The 17,917-nt window shown below is 58.4% G+C and carries 17 protein-coding genes; 15 read left to right on the top strand and 2 right to left on the bottom strand.

From position 1 onward, the window contains the following. Positions 1 to 175 precede the first annotated feature (175 nt). The 14 genes from ftsW (at position 176) to recN (ending at position 14,424) form a co-directional block, all read left to right on the top strand. Positions 176 to 1,345 (top strand): putative lipid II flippase FtsW, encoded by a 1,170-nt coding sequence (ftsW, locus tag ACTF5F_RS04560; RefSeq protein ID WP_438955699.1) that lies wholly within the window; start codon positions 176 to 178, stop codon positions 1,343 to 1,345. Further along, positions 1,342 to 2,439, top strand: coding sequence for a UDP-N-acetylglucosamine--N-acetylmuramyl-(pentapeptide) pyrophosphoryl-undecaprenol N-acetylglucosamine transferase (locus ACTF5F_RS04555; RefSeq protein ID WP_438955698.1), 1,098 nt, complete (start codon positions 1,342 to 1,344; stop codon positions 2,437 to 2,439). Before ftsW ends, ACTF5F_RS04555 begins: the two co-directional genes overlap by 4 nt. Before the next feature lie 17 nt (positions 2,440 to 2,456). After that, positions 2,457 to 3,854, top strand: a complete 1,398-nt coding sequence (gene murC, locus ACTF5F_RS04550; RefSeq protein WP_438955697.1) for a UDP-N-acetylmuramate--L-alanine ligase — start codon at positions 2,457 to 2,459, stop codon at positions 3,852 to 3,854. After that, positions 3,851 to 4,108, top strand: a complete 258-nt coding sequence (locus ACTF5F_RS04545; RefSeq protein ID WP_438955696.1) for a DUF2484 family protein — start codon at positions 3,851 to 3,853, stop codon at positions 4,106 to 4,108. Before murC ends, ACTF5F_RS04545 begins: the two co-directional genes overlap by 4 nt. Further along, positions 4,105 to 4,353, top strand: coding sequence for a DUF2484 family protein (locus ACTF5F_RS04540; RefSeq protein WP_438955695.1), 249 nt, complete (start codon positions 4,105 to 4,107; stop codon positions 4,351 to 4,353). The genes ACTF5F_RS04545 and ACTF5F_RS04540 overlap by 4 nt, the downstream gene beginning before the upstream one ends. Before the next feature lie 3 nt (positions 4,354 to 4,356). Next, positions 4,357 to 4,641, top strand: a complete 285-nt coding sequence (locus ACTF5F_RS04535; RefSeq protein WP_438955694.1) for a UDP-N-acetylmuramate--alanine ligase — start codon at positions 4,357 to 4,359, stop codon at positions 4,639 to 4,641. Next, positions 4,638 to 5,579 carry a UDP-N-acetylmuramate dehydrogenase gene (murB, locus tag ACTF5F_RS04530; RefSeq protein ID WP_438955693.1) on the top strand — a complete coding sequence of 314 codons (942 nt, stop codon included), beginning with the start codon at positions 4,638 to 4,640 and terminating at the stop codon, positions 5,577 to 5,579. Before ACTF5F_RS04535 ends, murB begins: the two co-directional genes overlap by 4 nt. Positions 5,580 to 5,670: 91 nt before the next feature. Next, positions 5,671 to 6,585, top strand: coding sequence for a D-alanine--D-alanine ligase (locus ACTF5F_RS04525; RefSeq protein WP_438955692.1), 915 nt, complete (start codon positions 5,671 to 5,673; stop codon positions 6,583 to 6,585). Next, a complete protein-coding gene (locus ACTF5F_RS04520; RefSeq protein ID WP_438955691.1) occupies positions 6,573 to 7,457 on the top strand; it encodes a cell division protein FtsQ/DivIB in 885 nt (294 codons plus the stop codon). The genes ACTF5F_RS04525 and ACTF5F_RS04520 overlap by 13 nt, the downstream gene beginning before the upstream one ends. Further along, on the top strand, positions 7,457 to 8,791 hold the full coding sequence (gene ftsA, locus ACTF5F_RS04515; protein WP_438955790.1) for a cell division protein FtsA: 1,335 nt from the start codon (positions 7,457 to 7,459) through the stop codon (positions 8,789 to 8,791). Before ACTF5F_RS04520 ends, ftsA begins: the two co-directional genes overlap by 1 nt. Positions 8,792 to 9,068: 277 nt before the next feature. Next, complete coding sequence (gene ftsZ, locus ACTF5F_RS04510) at positions 9,069 to 10,646, top strand: cell division protein FtsZ (protein ID WP_438955690.1); 1,578 nt, start codon at positions 9,069 to 9,071, stop codon at positions 10,644 to 10,646. A 210-nt stretch (positions 10,647 to 10,856) separates the two neighbouring features. Next, a complete protein-coding gene (lpxC, locus tag ACTF5F_RS04505) occupies positions 10,857 to 11,777 on the top strand; it encodes a UDP-3-O-acyl-N-acetylglucosamine deacetylase (RefSeq protein WP_438955689.1) in 921 nt (306 codons plus the stop codon). Positions 11,778 to 11,899: 122 nt separating this feature from the next. Beyond that, positions 11,900 to 12,757, top strand: coding sequence for an outer membrane protein assembly factor BamD (locus ACTF5F_RS04500; protein WP_438955688.1), 858 nt, complete (start codon positions 11,900 to 11,902; stop codon positions 12,755 to 12,757). Positions 12,758 to 12,771: 14 nt separating this feature from the next. Continuing rightward, on the top strand, positions 12,772 to 14,424 hold the full coding sequence (gene recN, locus ACTF5F_RS04495) for a DNA repair protein RecN (protein ID WP_438955687.1): 1,653 nt from the start codon (positions 12,772 to 12,774) through the stop codon (positions 14,422 to 14,424). Positions 14,425 to 14,441: 17 nt separating this feature from the next. Here recN and ACTF5F_RS04490 read toward each other — a convergent pair whose 3' ends face one another. Continuing rightward, positions 14,442 to 15,815, bottom strand: a complete 1,374-nt coding sequence (locus ACTF5F_RS04490) for an FAD-binding oxidoreductase (protein WP_438955686.1) — start codon at positions 15,813 to 15,815, stop codon at positions 14,442 to 14,444. 72 nt (positions 15,816 to 15,887) lie between these two features. Here ACTF5F_RS04490 and ACTF5F_RS04485 point away from each other — a divergent pair, with 72 nt between their 5' ends. Continuing rightward, positions 15,888 to 17,576: a chloride channel protein gene (locus ACTF5F_RS04485; RefSeq protein WP_438955685.1), complete on the top strand. Its 1,689-nt coding sequence runs from the start codon at positions 15,888 to 15,890 to the stop codon at positions 17,574 to 17,576. Here the strand turns inward: ACTF5F_RS04485 and ACTF5F_RS04480 are convergent. After that, on the bottom strand, positions 17,573 to 17,914 hold the full coding sequence (locus ACTF5F_RS04480) for a DUF427 domain-containing protein (protein ID WP_438955684.1): 342 nt from the start codon (positions 17,912 to 17,914) through the stop codon (positions 17,573 to 17,575). The two genes, ACTF5F_RS04485 and ACTF5F_RS04480, sit on opposite strands and share 4 nt — an antisense overlap. Positions 17,915 to 17,917: the final 3 nt, after the last annotated feature.

The following is a 17,917-nucleotide window of genomic DNA, read 5'->3' as shown; positions in this document are numbered from 1 at the left end:
CCTGCCCAAGCTCGTCCCATTTGGCAAGCCTCGGGGGCCTCCGGCGGAGGTATTGTGAGCGAAAGAACTTGCAGATGCGCTTTGAATTTAAGTGGATCAGTGCGGCAAGGTGCGATATACTTGGCGAATAGACCTCGAATAAATCGAGGCGTGAGGCAGATTTGGTGGCGGTACCATGACAGACATGGTCTATGGCAGGGCACCCATGGTGGTGATCGATCCCATCCTTCCACGCTGGTGGCGGACGGTGGATCGGTGGACATTTACGTCCATTCTGGTCCTTTTTGCAATCGGGATTTTGCTGGGGCTGGCGTCGTCGCCGCCTTTGGCGAGCAAGAACGGGCTCGACCCATTTTATTACGTCGCGCGACAAGGGTTCTTTGGCGGGGTGGCGATTGCGACGATGTTCATCGTCTCCATGATGTCGCCGCATCTGGTGCGGCGCTTGGCCGTTTTGGGGTTCATTGTGGCCTTTGTGGCGGTGGCCTTACTGCCCATCTTTGGTACCGACTTCGGGAAAGGCGCGACGCGCTGGTACTCGCTTGGCTTTGCCTCCTTACAGCCGTCGGAGTTTTTGAAACCTGGGTTTATTGTGATGACAGCGTGGCTATTGGCGGCCAGTCAGGAAATTGGGGGGCCGCCAGGGCGGGCCTATTCCTTTGCGCTGGCCATCATTGTGTGCAGCTTTCTTGCGCTTCAGCCGGACTTTGGGCAGGCCTGTTTGATCCTGTTTGCATGGGGTGTGATGTATTTCGTTGGCGGAGCGCCGATGCTGCTGCTGATTGCGATTGCAGGGTTGGTGGTTTTGGCGGGCAATTTTGCCTACTCCAATTCCGAACACTTTGCGCGGCGCATTGACGGGTTTTTGTCGCCAGACGTCGATCCGACCACACAGCTCGGCTATGCCACAGCGGCAATCCGGGAGGGTGGGTTGTTTGGCGTTGGCGTGGGCGAGGGGCAGGTGAAATGGTCTCTGCCCGATGCACACACAGACTTCATCATCGCGGTCGCGGCAGAGGAGTACGGCCTTATCTGCGTCATGGTCATCATCGCGCTTTATGCCATGGTCGTGGTGCGCAGCTTGGTGCGCCTGATGAAAGAGCGTGATCCGTTCATTCGTTTGGCGGGTACGGGTTTGGCCTGTGCATTTGGCGTGCAAGCGATGATCAACATGGGTGTCGCGGTGCGGCTGTTGCCAGCCAAGGGTATGACCTTGCCTTTCGTATCATATGGGGGGTCATCACTCATCGCGGGCGGCATTGCCGTTGGTATGCTCTTGGCGTTCACGCGGACGCGGACGCAGGGTGAGATGGAAGATATCTTGATGCGTCGGGCCGCTCGATGAGCGCACCATTGGCGATCATCGCTGCCGGGGGAACGGGTGGACATATGTTCCCAGCGCAGGCTTTGGCAGAGGCGTTGTTGGCCAAAGGCTGGCGGGTCCGGTTGAGCACTGATGATCGCGGCGCGCGCTATGCTAGTGGGTTCCCAGAGGCGGTTGATATTCAGCATGTGGCATCGGCGACTTTTGCGCGGGGTGGTGTGGTGCAGAAGGCCCTCGTACCATTTCGTATTTTGGCGGGCTCGCTTGCTGCGATTTTGCAGATGCGGAAGGAACAGCCAGCGATTGTCGTGGGTTTTGGTGGTTATCCAGCGATCCCTGCGATGACGGCGGCTTGGGCGCTGCGCAAGCCCCGGATGATCCACGAGCAGAACGGCGTCTTGGGTAGGGTGAACCAGATATTTGCAAAGCGCGTCGACCGGATTGCCTGCGGGACGTGGCCCACGGAGTTGCCGGAGGGCGTTGACGGCGTCGATGTTGGCAACCCAGTGCGGGCGGCCATTTTGGATCGCGCAGGGGCAGGGTACATCCCGCCAGGTGACTATCCGATGTCGATCTTGATGATGGGCGGGTCGCAGGGTGCGCGTATCCTGTCCGACGTGGTGCCAGCGGCACTGGCTGCATTGCCGGACGACTTGAAGCAGAACATTCGCATCAGTCACCAAGCGCGGCCCGAGGATGTGGGTCGGGCGGAAGTGGCCTATGCCCAAGCGGGGATCGCGGCGGAGGTGCAAACCTTCTTTGACGATGTGCCGGAGCGGTTGGCGGAAGCGCAGCTTTTGATTGCGCGATCTGGGGCGTCCACGGTAGCCGATGTCAGCGTGATTGGCAGGCCCGCGATCTTTGTGCCTTTGGCGCAAGCGATCCGTGACGAGCAAACCGCCAACGCGCGCGCGATGGTGGAGGCAAACGCTGCTGTGCTGATGCCAGAAAGCCAGATGACGCCGCAGACCTTGGCCGATACGATTGAGCGGATATTGGGAAATCCCGAAGTGGCATCGATGATGGCGGCAGCGGCGCTGTCGTGTGGTAAGCTAGATGCGACAGAGCGATTGGTTGCATTGGTCGAAGAATTGGCGCAAAGGCCCCAACACTAGTGGATGGAGACCTCAGAATGAGTGCTGCGACGAAACTGCCGTTGGATGTTGGCCCCATCCATTTTGTGGGGATTGGCGGCATTGGCATGTCGGGCATTGCGGAGGTTTTATTGAGTCACGGCTATATCGTTCAAGGCTCTGACCTGAAAACTACAAAGATCACGGATCGTTTGAAGACCAAAGGTGCGCTTATTTTTGAGGGGCAGCGGGCTGAGAACTTGGAAAACGCAGAGGTTGTCGTGATCTCCTCCGCCATCAAGCCGGGGAATGCGGAATATGACGCGGCCCGCGCAATGGGTTTGCCGATTGTGCGGCGGGCGGAGATGTTGGCGGAACTGATGCGTCTGAAGTCCAATGTCGCTGTCGCGGGCACGCATGGGAAGACGACAACGACGACAATGGTCGCCGCGCTCTTGGATGAGGGCGGGATTGATCCGACGGTGATCAACGGCGGGATCATTCACGCCTATGGTTCCAACGCTCGGATGGGTAAGGGCGAATGGATGGTGGTTGAGGCCGACGAGAGCGACGGCACCTTCAACCGCCTGCCTGCGACCATTGCGATCGTGACGAACATTGACCCGGAGCACATGGAGCATTGGGGAACGGAAGAGGCGCTGCATCAGGGCTTTTTCGACTTCGTGTCCAATATCCCGTTCTATGGTCTCGCCGTCTGCTGCACCGATGATCCGGATGTGCAGTCGCTTGTCGGGAAAATCAGCGACAGGCGGGTCGTGACGTTTGGCTTCAATGCTCAGGCCGATGTGCGAGCCGTCAACCTGACCTACAAGGCGGGCGTCGCGCATTTTGACATCGCCTTGCAAGGCGAAGGGATGGTGATCGAAAGCTGTGAGCTGCCCATGCCGGGCGATCACAACGTGTCCAACGCTTTGTCGGCTGTGGCTGTGGCGCGTCATCTTGCGATGAAGGCGGAGGAGATCAAAGCCGCTTTGAAGGGCTTTGGCGGAGTTAACCGGCGCTTCACCAAAGTGGCGGAGATTGATGGCGTGACGATTATTGATGATTACGGCCACCATCCTGTTGAGATTGCAGCGGTCCTGAAAGCGGCGCGGCAGGCGACAGAGGGGCGCGTCATCGCCGTGCATCAGCCGCATCGCTACACGCGCCTCCATCATCATTTCGAAGAGTTTTGCGCCTGTTTCAACGATGCAGACGTGGTAGGCATCGCCGAGGTGTTTGCCGCCGGTGAAGAGCTAATTGAAGGCGCTTCGCGCGACGATCTTGTGGCTGGGCTTGTGCGTCATGGCCACCGTCACGCAGTTGCGGTCGTCGATCAGGACGATCTGACTCGTCTGGTGCGGGATCAGGCAAGCGCCGGTGATATGGTTGTTTGCCTTGGTGCGGGTACCATCAGCAATTGGGCCAATGCACTGCCGGAGCAGATGAAAGCATGACCCTTTCCGCCATCTTTGCCTGTCTTTGGGTGCTGGCCTCCGCCATCGTGGCCCTGTTGCCGATGCGTCGGCAGTACGTGCCGGGGGTGACGCTCCTGATCCTTGCGCCCATCTTGATCGTCTGGCTTGGCGTCGATTATGGCTGGTGGGTGAGCGTTTTGGGACTTACAGGGTTCGTGTCGATGTTCCGAAACCCGTTGCGCTATTTCTGGAAGTGCGCGCGTGGCGAAGCGGTGGAGATACCAAAGAGATGAGCTTTTCACTTTGGGCTATATGTTTGTGGATCATCTTGGCGGCTGTTTTAGCGGCCATTCCGTCAAACGATAACCATTGGCGGCGTGCCTATTTCTTGATTGCGATTGGTGTGCCGTTGTTGGGCTGGGTCACTTATGAAAACGGTCCATGGATCGGTCTCGTAGCGCTGATTGTCGGTGCCTCTTTCCTGCGCTGGCCTGTCATTTATCTGTGGCGCTGGATGCGCCGCGTGGTTGGCAGCTGACGAATGGCGGAAGCGGTTGTCCTCAGCGGCATGTCGCTCTGTGCCTTGATCCCCTTCTTTGCGATGGCAATCCTGATGCATAAGGGAAAGTCCGGGCAGGCTTTGACGATCATTTCGGTGATTGGCGCGGCCTTGGTGATCCTCTATTTCGGCATTAAGACACCGATCGGTCTGGACCCTGTGCAAGTGATCAGTTTGGCGCTTTTGTTTGCACTGCCAGCCTTTCTTGGGGCGAGTGCGGGCGGTTTGGTGGGCATCTGGATGCGGCGACGGGATGAGCGGAAATGAACTTTGATCTGCCAGAAGTGCGCGGTCGCTTGACGCCCGATATGGCGCTTGATGGGTTAACGTGGCTGCGGATCGGTGGCCCCGCTGATGTGCTGTTCCAACCGGCTGATGCGGATGATCTGGCGCATTTCCTGGCAAACCTCGATCCATCTGTGCCGGTGTTTCCATTGGGCGTAGGCAGCAACCTCATCGTGCGCGATGGCGGCGTGCGGGGGGTCGTGATCCGGCTGGGTCGAGGCTTCAACGGGATTGAGATTCAGGGGCAAACCGTGACGGCGGGTGCTGCGGCATTGGATGCTCATGTGGCGCGTAAGGCGGCCGATGCGGGCCTCGATCTGACATTCCTGCGCACCATTCCGGGCAGTATCGGCGGTGCGGTGCGGATGAATGCTGGCTGCTACGGCAGCTACACAGCGGATGTATTCCAATCCTCAGAGGTCGTGCTGCGGGACGGCACACGCAAGACGCTTGGTGCAGGCGACTTAAAATTCGCCTATAGGTCCTCGCAGTTGCCGGACGGCGCCGTTCTTGTGTCGGCTACCCTCAAAGCGGAGCCAGCGGATGTGGAAGAACTCCACGCGCGGATGGACGCCCAGCTCGCCAAGCGCGACGAGACGCAGCCCACCAAAGATCGCACAGCTGGATCGACGTTTCGTAATCCGGCGGGATTTAGCTCCACAGGGCAGGCGGATGACACGCATGAGCTCAAAGCATGGAAAGTCATCGACAACGCTGGAATGCGGGGTGCAACGCGCGGCGGGGCGGTGATGAATGAGATGCATTCCAACTTCCTCACCAACGCAGGCGGTGCGACGGCTGCGGATCTGGAGGATTTGGGCGAGGAGGTACGAAAAGCGGTTTACGCAGATAGCGGGATCACGCTAGAATGGGAAATTATGCGGGTGGGAGAGCGCGAAGCGCCTGAACCCGCAAAATAACAAGAATTGACCCGCTTGAACGGGTCCGATCCGAGGCAAGGATCATAGAATAAAGACGGGTCCAAAGGCCCGCGCAAGAGGCGGATGGGATATGTCGAGCAGGACAGACCCCAAGGTTGTTGTTTTGATGGGCGGCCCATCGGTAGAGCGTGACGTATCGCTTAGTTCGGGTCGGGAGTGTGCAGCAGCGTTGCGGGCAACAGGATGCGAGGTTGTGGAGGTCGATGCTGGCCCCGACCTTGTCGCGCGCCTGCAAGAGATTTCACCTGATGTCGTCTTCAATGCGCTGCATGGCCGCTGGGGTGAGGATGGTTGCGTCCAAGGCTTGCTGGAATGGATCAGGATGCCTTACACGCATTCGGGTGTTATGGCGTCCGCCATCGCAATGGATAAGCAGCGCACTAAAGAAGTTTATGCCGCAGCGGGGTTGCCGTTTGTAAGGTCAATCATCGCCGACTCCGCTGATGTGTCTGCAGCACATGTGATGGAGCCGCCATATGTCGTGAAGCCCTACAACGAGGGATCGTCCGTCGGTGTCTATATCGTCGGCGACGCGCCTAACGGACCGCCGCAATTGGCCCGCGACATGCCTGCACAAGTGATGGTGGAGGCGTATGCCCCCGGCCGCGAGTTGACCACAACGGTTGTCGGCGACAGAGCATTGGCGGTCACGGATATCATCACGGACAGTTGGTACGACTATCAAGCGAAATACGCTGAAGGTGGCTCCCGCCACGAAGTGCCTGCCAACATCCCGCAAGAGATTACCGATGCCTGCCTCGATTACGCCTTGCGCGCGCACAACGCTTTGGGCTGTCGCGGGCTGACGCGGACCGACTATCGCTGGGACGAAACGCGCGGGCTGGATGGTTTGATTCTGCTTGAGACAAACACCCAACCCGGTATGACGTTGACGTCGCTGGCGCCGGAACAGGCCGAACACTGCGGCATGTCGTTTCCAGAGTTGTGCCGTTGGATGGTGGAGGATGCGTCATGCGACCGCTGATCCGCCGCACCAGCCGCGCGTCGCTCCGCGATCCGGCCCCGTCGAAATGGGATTACCGCCTTCAGCGACTGATGCTGACGCCCGGATTCGTCACGCTTGTGCGCGTGGGTGTCCCAATGGTCTTGGTGGCTGTCATCGCGGTGAACTGGTTTTCGGATGAGGCGCGGGTGGATGCGTTGAACCAACGGATTAGCGACGCGAAAGAGGCGGTGCAGATGCGGCCGGAGTTCATGGTCGCCTCGCTCGACGTGAAAGGCGCTGGCCCTGTGTTGGAGGCTGACCTGCGCCGCGTTTTGCCGCTGGAGTTTCCTGTCTCTTCCTTCGACCTCGATCTCGAAGAAATGCGTGAAACTGTGGCCGCTTTGAATGCGGTTGATGATGCGAGTGTACGAGTGGGGGAGAGCGGCGCGTTGACCGTTGAAGTCACCCCGCGCATTCCCGTGGCCCTTTGGCGTGCGGCTGACAATTTGCAGCTTTTGGATGCTGGTGGCGTTTTCACAGGTGTTGTTGCATCTCGAAATGATCGGCTTGATCTGCCGCTCATCGCAGGGGACGGGGCGCAGGGACATCTCCAAGAAGCTCTGACCTTGTTCCGCAATGCCGGCCCTTTGGCCCCCCGTGTGCGCGGCTTGGTGCGCATGGGTGAACGCCGCTGGGACATCGTTCTAGATCGCGGGCAGCGGATCAAATTGCCAGCGGATGGGCCAATTCCGGCGCTTGATCGGGTCATCGCCCTCCACCAAACGAACAACCTGCTCGACCGCGATGTTGTGGCAATCGATTTGCGCAACGGCACACGAGCGACCGTACAGCTCACATCAGAGGCCACATCTGCACTGCGGCGGGTGAATGTAGAAGGAATAGAAGAGTGATCAGGGACGTCTACGAAAGCCAGCGGGCCATGCGCCAAATGCGCAAAGCAGCGATGCAACGCGGTGTGATCGCGATCCTTGATGTGGGCACGTCCAAGATTGCCTGCCTTGTCCTTCGGTTTGATGGCCCGCGGAATTTGCGGGATGCGGATGGGATCGGCTCCCTTGCTGGTCAGTCGCAATTCCGCGTCATTGGTGCTGCGACAACGCGGTCGCGCGGTGTGCGGTTTGGCGAAGTCGACGCAATGCAAGAGACCGAGCGGGCAATCCGTACTGCAGTTCAAGCCGCGCAGAAGATGGCCAATGTTCGCGTCGATCACGTGATTGCCTGCCTGAGTGGTGCGCGTCCTCGATCCTACGGGCTTGATGGCATGGTTGAGATTGATGGTGGCACGGTCACAGACAATGACATCGCGCGCGTGATGGCCTCTTGCGATGTGCCGGATTACGGATCGGATCGCGAGGTTCTGCATGCGCAGCCGGTGAACTTTTCCCTCGATCACCGCAGCGCGATGGCCGACCCGCGCGGTCAGATCGGCAATAAGCTGACCACTGACATGCACATGCTGACTGTGGATGCGGTTGCGGTTCAGAACCTGTTCTTCTGCATCAAACGGTGTGACCTCGAACTCGCAGGGCTTGCGTCATCGTCTTACGCCTCCGGTATTTCGGCGCTGGTGGAGGACGAGCAAGAGCTTGGCGCGGCCTGCATCGATTTTGGCGGCGGGTCCACGGGCGTTTCCATCTTTATGCGCAAGCATATGATCTATGCCGATGCGGTGCGCATGGGTGGCGACCATGTGACTGGCGATATTTCCATGGGCCTTCAGGTGCCAATGGCAACGGCGGAGCGGATCAAGACGTTTTATGGCGGCGTGCTTGCCACCGGCATGGATGATCGTGAGATGATCGAGGTCGGTGGAGAGACCGGAGATTGGGAGCATGACCGCCGGACGGTCAGCCGTGCCGAACTGATTGGGATCATGCGTCCTCGGGTGGAAGAAATTCTGGAGGAGGTGCGCGCGCGCTTGGATGCGGCTGGGTTTGAACATCTGCCGAGCCAAAAGATCGTGCTGACTGGCGGGGCGAGCCAAATCCCGGGCTTGGACGGTTTGGCAAGCAAGATCCTTGGCCAGCAGGTGCGACTCGGTCGTCCGTTGCGGGTGCAAGGTTTGCCGCAGGCGGCCACGGGTCCGGCGTTCTCTGGGGCGGTTGGCCTCACATTATTTGCTGCGAATCCGCAAGATGAATGGTGGGATTTCGATATTCCTGCCGAAACCTATCCCGCGCGTTCGCTCAAGCGCGCTATGAAGTGGTTCAAGGATAATTGGTGAAAAATCGGTCCGGTTCACGTCAACTCTACCGGACAAGCTGCTGAAACATATGGACGTCTTCGGTCTGCCCGTTTGAGTGGACCCGCTTGTGGTGCGCTAAAGGCCAACTACGAGGTGTCGCGTCAGCTTCGAAATCTTCACCAAAGAAGCAAAGAAACGCCTATATTTTGTAGTTTTTTCCGCTTTGGGCGTGACGAAACTGCGACAAAACGGTAGTGTGTTACTAATATGAAAGAATCTGCCCGCGGGACGGGCAAAGATAACAGGCGGAATGAGCATGACATTGAACCTTTCCCTCCCAGGACAAGAGGAAGAGCTGAAGCCTCGTATCACAGTATTTGGTGTTGGTGGTGCTGGTGGTAACGCGGTGAACAACATGATCGAGCAGCAGCTCGAAGGTGTCGAGTTCGTTGTCGCAAACACGGATGCGCAAGCACTGCAGCAATCGCAGTCCAGCTCGAAGATCCAGATGGGTGTTAAAGTCACTGAAGGTTTGGGCGCAGGGGCGCGGGCAACAGTGGGTGCCGCCGCCGCAGAAGAAAGCATTGAGCAGATCGTCGATCATCTTGCCGGTGCACATATGTGTTTCATTACAGCAGGTATGGGTGGAGGCACCGGTACCGGCGCTGCACCAATCATCGCACAAGCCGCGCGTGAGCTCGGCGTGCTGACGGTCGGTGTTGTGACAAAGCCGTTCCAGTTCGAGGGCGGCAAGCGCATGAAACAGGCTGAAGCAGGCGTTGAAGCGCTGCAGAAGGTTGTGGATACGCTGATCATCATCCCGAACCAGAACCTGTTCCGTCTCGCCAATGAGAACACGACCTTTACGGAGGCGTTCTCCCTTGCGGATGATGTGCTCTATCAAGGCGTGAAAGGCGTAACTGACCTGATGGTACGTCCGGGCCTTATCAACCTCGACTTCGCCGACGTCCGTGCCGTGATGGACGAGATGGGCAAAGCTATGATGGGCACGGGCGAGGCCGAGGGCGAGAGCCGCGCGATCCAAGCCGCAGAAAAGGCTATTGCGAACCCGCTCTTGGACGAGATTTCGTTGGAAGGCGCGAAGGGCGTGCTGATCAACATAACGGGTGGCTACGACCTGACGCTGTTCGAACTCGACGAAGCTGCAAACAAGATCCGCGAAAAGGTCGATTCCGACGCGAACATCATCGTCGGCTCCACACTAGACACTGGCATGGAAGGCAAAATGCGCGTTTCCGTTGTGGCGACTGGCATCGACGCGATTGCCAAGAACTCCGATTTGCCATTGCCGCGCCGGTCTATGGCCGCACCATTGACACCGCAGCCGGAAGTTGCGGCAGAGCAGCCAGCACCGGTTGCAACGCCAGAGCCTGTGCAAGCACCAGCGCCACAAGTGGCGGCTGAAGTAGCACCTCAACAGCCCGCTGCAACGCCAGAGCCATCGCTTTTTGAAGAGATTGAGCCAGTATCAGAAGACATCCCTGCAGCAGTGGGCGATGATTTGCCACCACCTGCGTATCAGGCACCTGCACCGGAAGCGTTTGAAGCACCTGAAGAGTATGTTGCACCAAGCGCATCCGCACCGGGCACACCAACGCCAGAGGCGATTGCCCGTTTGCAGGCTGCCGTGAACCGCGCTCCGGATGCTTCGGCTCCGGCGGCTCCGGCAGCTGAGGTTCCAGCAGAGGCGGACAAGCCACGGTTTGGGATCAATTCGCTGATCAACCGCATGACAGGTACCGCGGCGGAAGGGCAGGCGCCACGTCAGCAACCGCAAGTGCGCAGCATTCGAGAAGAGCAGCCCGAAGAAGAGATTGACGCGGACCAAGAGCGCATCGAGATTCCCGCATTTTTGCGGCGGCAGGCCAACTAGGCCTGCTTTCCCAGCATATTTCGTTGCAACCTTTATCGGTGTAACGGGACGTAAGAGTCGCCTTTCGAGGACTCTTTTTGCTTCAAATACAGTTTCTTATGATCGGTTGTGAGCGATATTTCCGCTTTATTTCAGCTTGTTGCAAAGAGTGAGTTGAGTGCCTCAGCCCCTACGCATAGGTCTAGCGTGCATTACGAAACGAGACCGCACTTGCAAACGACGCTGAAAACTTCTGTGACCTTTGAAGGCACTGGCCTTCACACTGGGGAACCTGTGATGGTCGAAGTGCGTCCTGCGGCTGCGAATACAGGTATCTTTTTTGAGCGTGTGGAGCTGCCAGAAGCCGTCAACAAACTGCCAGCAACTTGGGACAAGGTGATTGTGTCCCCGCTGAATACACGCCTGTCGAATGAGCATGGCACAACTGTCTCAACTATCGAGCATATCATGGCGGCCCTGGCCGGATGTGGCGTGCACAACGCGATCGTAGCAGTTGATGGCCCTGAAGTTCCGATCATGGATGGTAGTTCTGCCGTTTTTGTCCGTGGTTTGGTGGAAGCTGGAGTTGTGTCCACCTTTGCGCCGCTCCGCGCGATTGAAATTCTTAAGCCTGTCGAGGTGACGGTCGGCGATGCAACGGCCAAGCTGACGCCTGCGACCAGCCCACAAATTGAGTTGAGCATCGATTTCGCCGACGCCGCGATCGGTCGGCAGCACAAGACGCTAAACCTCGCCAATGGCGCGTTCGTGCGCCACTTGGCGGACAGCCGTACTTTCTGCCGTCAGGCAGACGTTGACGCGATGCATGCCAAAGGCTTGGCTTTGGGTGGAACACTTGAAAATGCGGTTGTCGTCGATGGCGATGCAATCTTGACGCCGGGCGGTTTGCGCCACGCGGATGAAGCCGTGCGTCACAAGATGCTTGATGCCCTTGGCGACCTGATGACGGCGGGCGCGCCAATTTTGGGGCGCTATGTTGGTGTCAAATCTGGCCATGCTGTCACCAATGCGCTGCTTCGGGCGCTATTTGCGGATCCAACAACGTGGCGCTGGGTGATCTGTGATGCGCAAACGGCGGCGCGTTTGCCCGGCGTTGGCTTGACAAAGGCCGATTTGGAAGCTGTCGCCTAGGGCCTGCTTTGCCTGTTGCCCGAAAAGGCATTTTGCACCACTTTTTTCTATGTTAGACACGTAAATAACGTGAGGCAGAAAACTGCGTCCGGGGAAGAGCGGTGGTGATGCGAGGGCTTGCAATGTCAGGCAATCAGAAGAGCAGTTTCAAACGGCTGTTGCGCGGTGGCTTTGTGACCGCATCCTTGGTTGCGCTTGTCGCTTGCAGCAGCTTTGACCCACGAACACCTGGAGCGTTGGAGCAGTACAGCGCCAAGGACATCTTTGAACGCGGTGAGTTTGAGCTTGATCGCGGTCGCGGGGACGATGCTGCCTTCTATTTTGGAGAGATTGAGCGGCTTTATCCTTATTCGGAATTCGCCAAACGCGCGTTAATCATGCAGGCGTTCGCCTATCACAAAGACCATGACTACCCTAATTCCCGGGCCTCCGCACAGCGGTACATCGATTTTTATCCAGCGACCGAAGACGCGGCATACGCGCAGTATCTTTTGGCGCTGTCCTACTATGACCAGATTGACGAGATTGGCCGCGATCAGGGGCTGACGTTCCAAGCCTTGCAGGCGTTGCGCGGTGTGATCGAGCAATATCCAGATACCGAATACGCGCGGTCGTCTGTTTTGAAGTTTGATCTGGCCTTCGATCATTTGGCTGCTAAAGAAATGGAAGTGGGACGCTACTATTTGAAGCGCAATCACTTTGCGGCGGCAGCAAATCGGTTCCGTGTCGTTGTCGAGGATTTCCAGACGACGACCCACACAGCAGAAGCCTTGCACCGCTTGGTCGAAAGCTATCTGTCGCTTGGCCTGACGGATGAGGCGCAGACAGCGGGTGCGATTTTGGGCCACAACTTCCAATCGACCGAATGGTACGAAGACAGCTATGCGCTTTTGACCGGTCGTGGTTTGGAAGCGCGCTCCGTGGGGTCGAACTGGCTGTCCTCTATCTATCGCCAAGTTGTGCGTGGCGAGTGGTTGTGACACGAGCCTGACGAATGCTACGCGGGCTTGATATTCGAGACATGTTGATTATTGAGCGGCTGGAACTTGAGTTTCAGCCCGGTCTTAATGTGCTTACTGGTGAAACCGGTGCCGGTAAGTCGATCCTTCTGGATTCGCTTGGGTTTGTGCTCGGCTGGCGCGGGCGGGCTGAGTTGGTGCGCAAGGGTGCCAAGCAGGGGGAAGTGACCGCTTGGTTTGATCTGCCGAAAGGACATCCGGCGGAGGCGGTGCTGGACGATATGGGCATTGAGGCCGAAGGCGAATTGATCCTGAGGCGCGTGAACTCTGCCGATGGCCGCAAGACAGCGTGGGTCAATGATCGGCGTGCCAGCAGTGAAGTGCTGCGGCGCCTGTCAGACACTTTGGTAGAACTGCATGGCCAGCACGATGATCGTGGGCTGCTCAATCCGCGGGGGCATCGCCAGATTTTGGATGACTACGCGGGCCTTGGCGCTGAATTGGAAGCGCTTCGGGCGCATTGGCGTGCATTGGGGCAGGCGAAGGCAAAGCTCGTAGAGCTTGAGGCCGAAGTCGCGGCGGCAAAGGAAGAAGAGGACTTCTTGCGTCATGCGGTGGCCGAACTTGACGCTTTGGACCCGCAGCCGGGCGAAGAGGTCGCGCTGGATACCAAACGGCGGCTGATGCAGGCGTCCGAAAAGATCCGCGAAGACATCGCCAAAGCTGCCGAAGCTTTAGGATTGCAAGGCGCGGAAGGCATGATGACGGAGGCCTCCCGCTGGCTGGGCGGCGTCTCTGACGATGCGGCGGGACAGTTGGACGAGGCGATGAGCGCGATCGAGCGGTCGATGGTGGAGTTGGATGCGGGACAGCAGGGGATCGTGCGGTGTTTGGATGCGTTGGCGTTCAACCCGTTTGAACTTGAAGATGCGGAGGAGCGGCTCTTTGCGATTCGAGGACTAGCACGCAAACACAACATTTTGGCCGATGATCTTAGCGCGTTTTCCGATGGTTTGAGGGAACGCCTATCTGTTGTTGATGGGGGCTTAGAGGCTTTGGAGGCGCAAAGCGCCGTTGTCCGCGCTGCTGAGACTGCGTTTCAGGATGCAGCAGAGAAAGTGAGTGGCAAGCGCAAGGCGGCTGCGAAGAAACTGGACGCTGCTGTTACGCAAGAATTGGCACCGTTGAAGATGGAACGGGCGGTCTTCGAGACACTGATTTCTGAGACGGACGCAGGGCCAGAAGGGATCGATGAGGTCGCGTTCAAAGTCGCCACCAACCCCGGTGCGACAGCAGGCACGCTCAACAAGATTGCATCGGGTGGCGAATTGAGCCGCTTCTTGTTGGCTTTGAAAGTTTGCTTGTCGCAAGCGGGGTCGGGTGGAACCACGATGATCTTTGACGAAATCGACCGTGGCGTTGGCGGCGCGACTGCTGACGCTGTTGGACGGCGGTTGTCGGAACTCGCGGATGGTGGACAGATCTTGGTCGTAACCCATTCACCGCAGGTCGCCGCATTGGCTGGACATCACTGGCGGGTGGAGAAGCATCAAACAGCGGCAGAGACGACATCAACAGTCGTGCCGCTCGACGCGGGTAATCGGGTCGAAGAAATCGCGCGGATGTTGTCGGGTGATACCATTACGGATGCCGCTCGGGACGCGGCGCGGGCCTTGATGGGGACGTGAAGGCGCCTCAGTAAGCCTCAGTTTTGATCGACCATTTTTCCTGGGTTCATGATGGAGTCGGGGTCCAAGGCGCGTTTGATGCTGCCCATGACCGGCCACGCCGCGCCGTGTTCGGCCTCCATATAGCCTAGCTTGCCCATACCAACGCCATGCTCACCCGTCACGGTGCCGCCAAGGGCCAGCGCGCGTTCGGCCATGCGGTGTGACAGGTCTTTGGCAGCGTCCAAGTCGGAGGCGCTGTTAGGATCGATCATCAGGATCGCGTGGAAATTGCCGTCGCCCACATGGCCCAAGATTGGCCCGTCGAGCCCGCTTTGCGCAATGTCTGCCTGCGTTTCTTTGATGGCCGTTGCTAGTTGCGAGATTGGAACGCACATATCGGTCACAAGAGCCGTGTGCCCGGGGCGAGTTTTGGTGATAGCATAATACGCATCGTGCCGAACCCGCCAAAGCTTGTTGCGGTCTTCCGCTTTCGCCGCCCAGTCGAACCCTTGGCCGCCGTGCTCTGCGACCACTTCTTTGAAGGTCTCCGCGTCCTCAGCCACACCAGCGTCACTGCCATGAAATTCGACAAGCAGATGCGGCCATTCGGGTAGTCCCAGATCCCCATGTGCATTGACGGCTGCCACGCTTGCTGCATCCAATAATTCGATCCGCGCCATCGGAATGCCAAGCTGGATCGTTGCGATCACCGCATCCACGGCGTTATCGACGGTTTCAAAAGCACAGACCGCCGCGCCGATGGCTTGGGGTTGCCCTTGCAGGCGCAAGGTGAGTTCTGTGATAAGGCCGAGCGTCCCTTCTGAGCCCACAAAGAGACCCGTCAAATCATAACCAGCGCTTGATTTACGGGCGCGGGTGCCGGTGCGGATGATCCGACCGTCGGCGAGGACAACCTCAAGCCCCAGCACGTTGTCACGCATCGTGCCGTACCGCACGGCGGTGGTGCCGCTCGCTCGGGTTGCTGCCATGCCGCCGAGGGAGGCGTCCGCGCCGGGATCCACTGGGAAGAACAGGCCCGTCGCGCGAAGGTCTTCGTTCAATGCGTGGCGGGTCACACCTGGTTGGATGCGGACATCCATGTCGGCTGTATTCACCTCCAACACCTTGTTCATGTGGGTCATATCGACGGTGATGCCGCCCCTGATGGCCAAGGCATGCCCCTCCAACGATGTGCCCGTGCCCCAAGCGACGACCGGGCACACATGTTTTGCGCAAATGCGCACGATCTCCGACACCTCTTGCGTCGTTTCTGGATATGCCACTGCATCGGGCAAAACGACGTCAAAATGTGCTTCATTCTGGCCGTGCAGCGCCAAATCGGACTTGGACCGCGAGAGCCGATCGCCTAGGACTGTTTCCAACGCTGCAATCGCCGTTTGAACGGACATTCTGGTTTCTCCCGATCGGTTCGCTGCGTAAGCTACGATGGTAAACCTCTGGACGCTAGGGACCCGGTCAAAATGAGTGGCGCGTTGAAGTCAGGGATTGGTTCGGTGCGGGACAAAACAGTCGCCGAATACCGCCGCGTTCTGTCTGTGATGAAGACGCGCGGACCCAGTCAGGTGCAGTTCTGGTTTATTGCTTTGGCCATTGGACTGCTGGGCGGGGTCGCGGCGGTCTTGTTCCGTTTGGCGATTGATTTGCTGCAAGGACTTGCTTACGGATCCGATGACCCCAACGCTTTGCACAGTTTTGCGGTGGGCCTGCCGTGGTATCACCTTTTGATTATCCCGATGATTGGCGGATTGATCGTTGGGTTCATCTTTGATCGCTTCACCAAAGACGGTCGGGTGCGGTCGGTGGCAGATGTGGTCGAAGGCGCCGCCCTGCATGAAGGCCGCGTTGAGGTCCGGCAGGGTGCAGCATCCGCCGTTGCCAGCCTTGTGACCTTGTCGACAGGCGGGTCCACGGGCCGCGAAGGGCCGGTGGTGCATTTGGCGGCGATGATTTCGACCCTCGTCTGCAAGTTCATCAAAGCAGACGGCATCACAGGGCGGGATTTGCTAGGCTGCGCAGTCGCGGCGGCCGTTTCGGCCAGCTTTAATGCGCCCATCGCAGGTGCGCTCTTCGCGATGGAGGTGGTGCTTAGACACTTCGCAATCCACGCCTTCGCCCCCATTGTGATTGCATCTGTTGCGGGCACGGTGGTCAGCCGCGCGGTATTTGGCGATGTGACCGAATTCACCTTGCCCGTCATGAACACGCTGGCGTTTTACGTCGAACTGCCAGCGTTCCTCATTTTGGGTTTGGTTTGCGGGGTCGTGGCGGCGATTTTGATGAAGGCGATTTTTGTTGCAGAAGACATCGGAAATGCAGTTGAGCGACGCACGGGCCTGCCACGCTTCTTGCGGCCGGCTGTTGCTGGGGCGGCTTTGGGCGGGCTCGCGATCTTCTTCCCGCATATCATCGGCGTTGGCTATGAGACGACGTCAAACGCGCTGACGGGCGGTCTCCTTTGGCACGAAGCGATTGTCTTCTGTGTGCTGAAGATCATCGCTGTTGCGATCACGATGGGCGGTCGGATGGGGGGTGGTGTCTTCTCCCCCTCGCTCATGGTTGGGGCGCTGACAGGATTGGCGTTCGGCGTCATTGCAACGGGTGTCTTTCCTGCGTTTTCGGGTGAAGAAACGCTCTATGCTTTGGCAGGAATGGGCGCGGTTGCGGCAGCGGTTTTGGGGGCGCCGATTTCAACCACGTTGATTGTGTTCGAATTGACGGGCGACTGGCAAACTGGCTTGGCGGTTATGGTCTCCGTCTCTATGTCAATTTCTCTGGCGTCAAAACTGGTGGATCGGTCGTTCTTCCTGACGCAGTTAGAGCGGCGCAATGTGCACCTAGCTGCGGGCCCTCAGGCGTATCTGCTTGCCACGTTCAAAGTTGCGAACTTGATGCGCGCCGTTGATGAAGAGGATGCGGAACGGACGGAGGCGTGCTGGGATCTGATCGGGCAGGGCGTCTATATCGACGGGAACGCGACGTTGGAACAGGCGATGCCATTGTTCGAACAGGGCAACCACGCTTTCATTCCTGTGGTGACGCTTGACGCGCCAGACAGCCCGCCAGAGCTATGGGGCGCGCTCTTTCAAGTGGATGCGCTGCGTGTGATGAATAAGGCGCTCGCTGCCACCGCGGCGGAGGAACACTCCTAAACCTCTTCGACTGCGACCTTGCTGGGATAAAAGGCGAGGTGCCCTTTGATGTCGGCCACACCTTCCAACGGGGCCTCATAGGACCAAGCCGCATCTTGGATCGCGCCGCTTTTGGCGATGATCGAGTAATAGGTGGCCGTGCCTTTGTGCGGGCAGCTCGATGTCGTCTCGGACTTTTCGAGGAATGCCATCGCCATGTCGTCGCGCGGGACATAGATGACGGCTGAATAGCTACCTTCGGTCAATTCGAGGGCTGATTTTGTTTCCCCAATGACGGCACCACCGGCGCGCACCACCCAAGTGCCATCGACTGGGCGAATTTTGATGTAATCGGCCATGTT

It is taken from the genome of Cognatiyoonia sp., assembly GCF_965661665.1.
Lineage (GTDB): Bacteria > Pseudomonadota > Alphaproteobacteria > Rhodobacterales > Rhodobacteraceae > Cognatiyoonia.
This window is presented reverse-complemented; position numbering and strand designations above follow the sequence as displayed.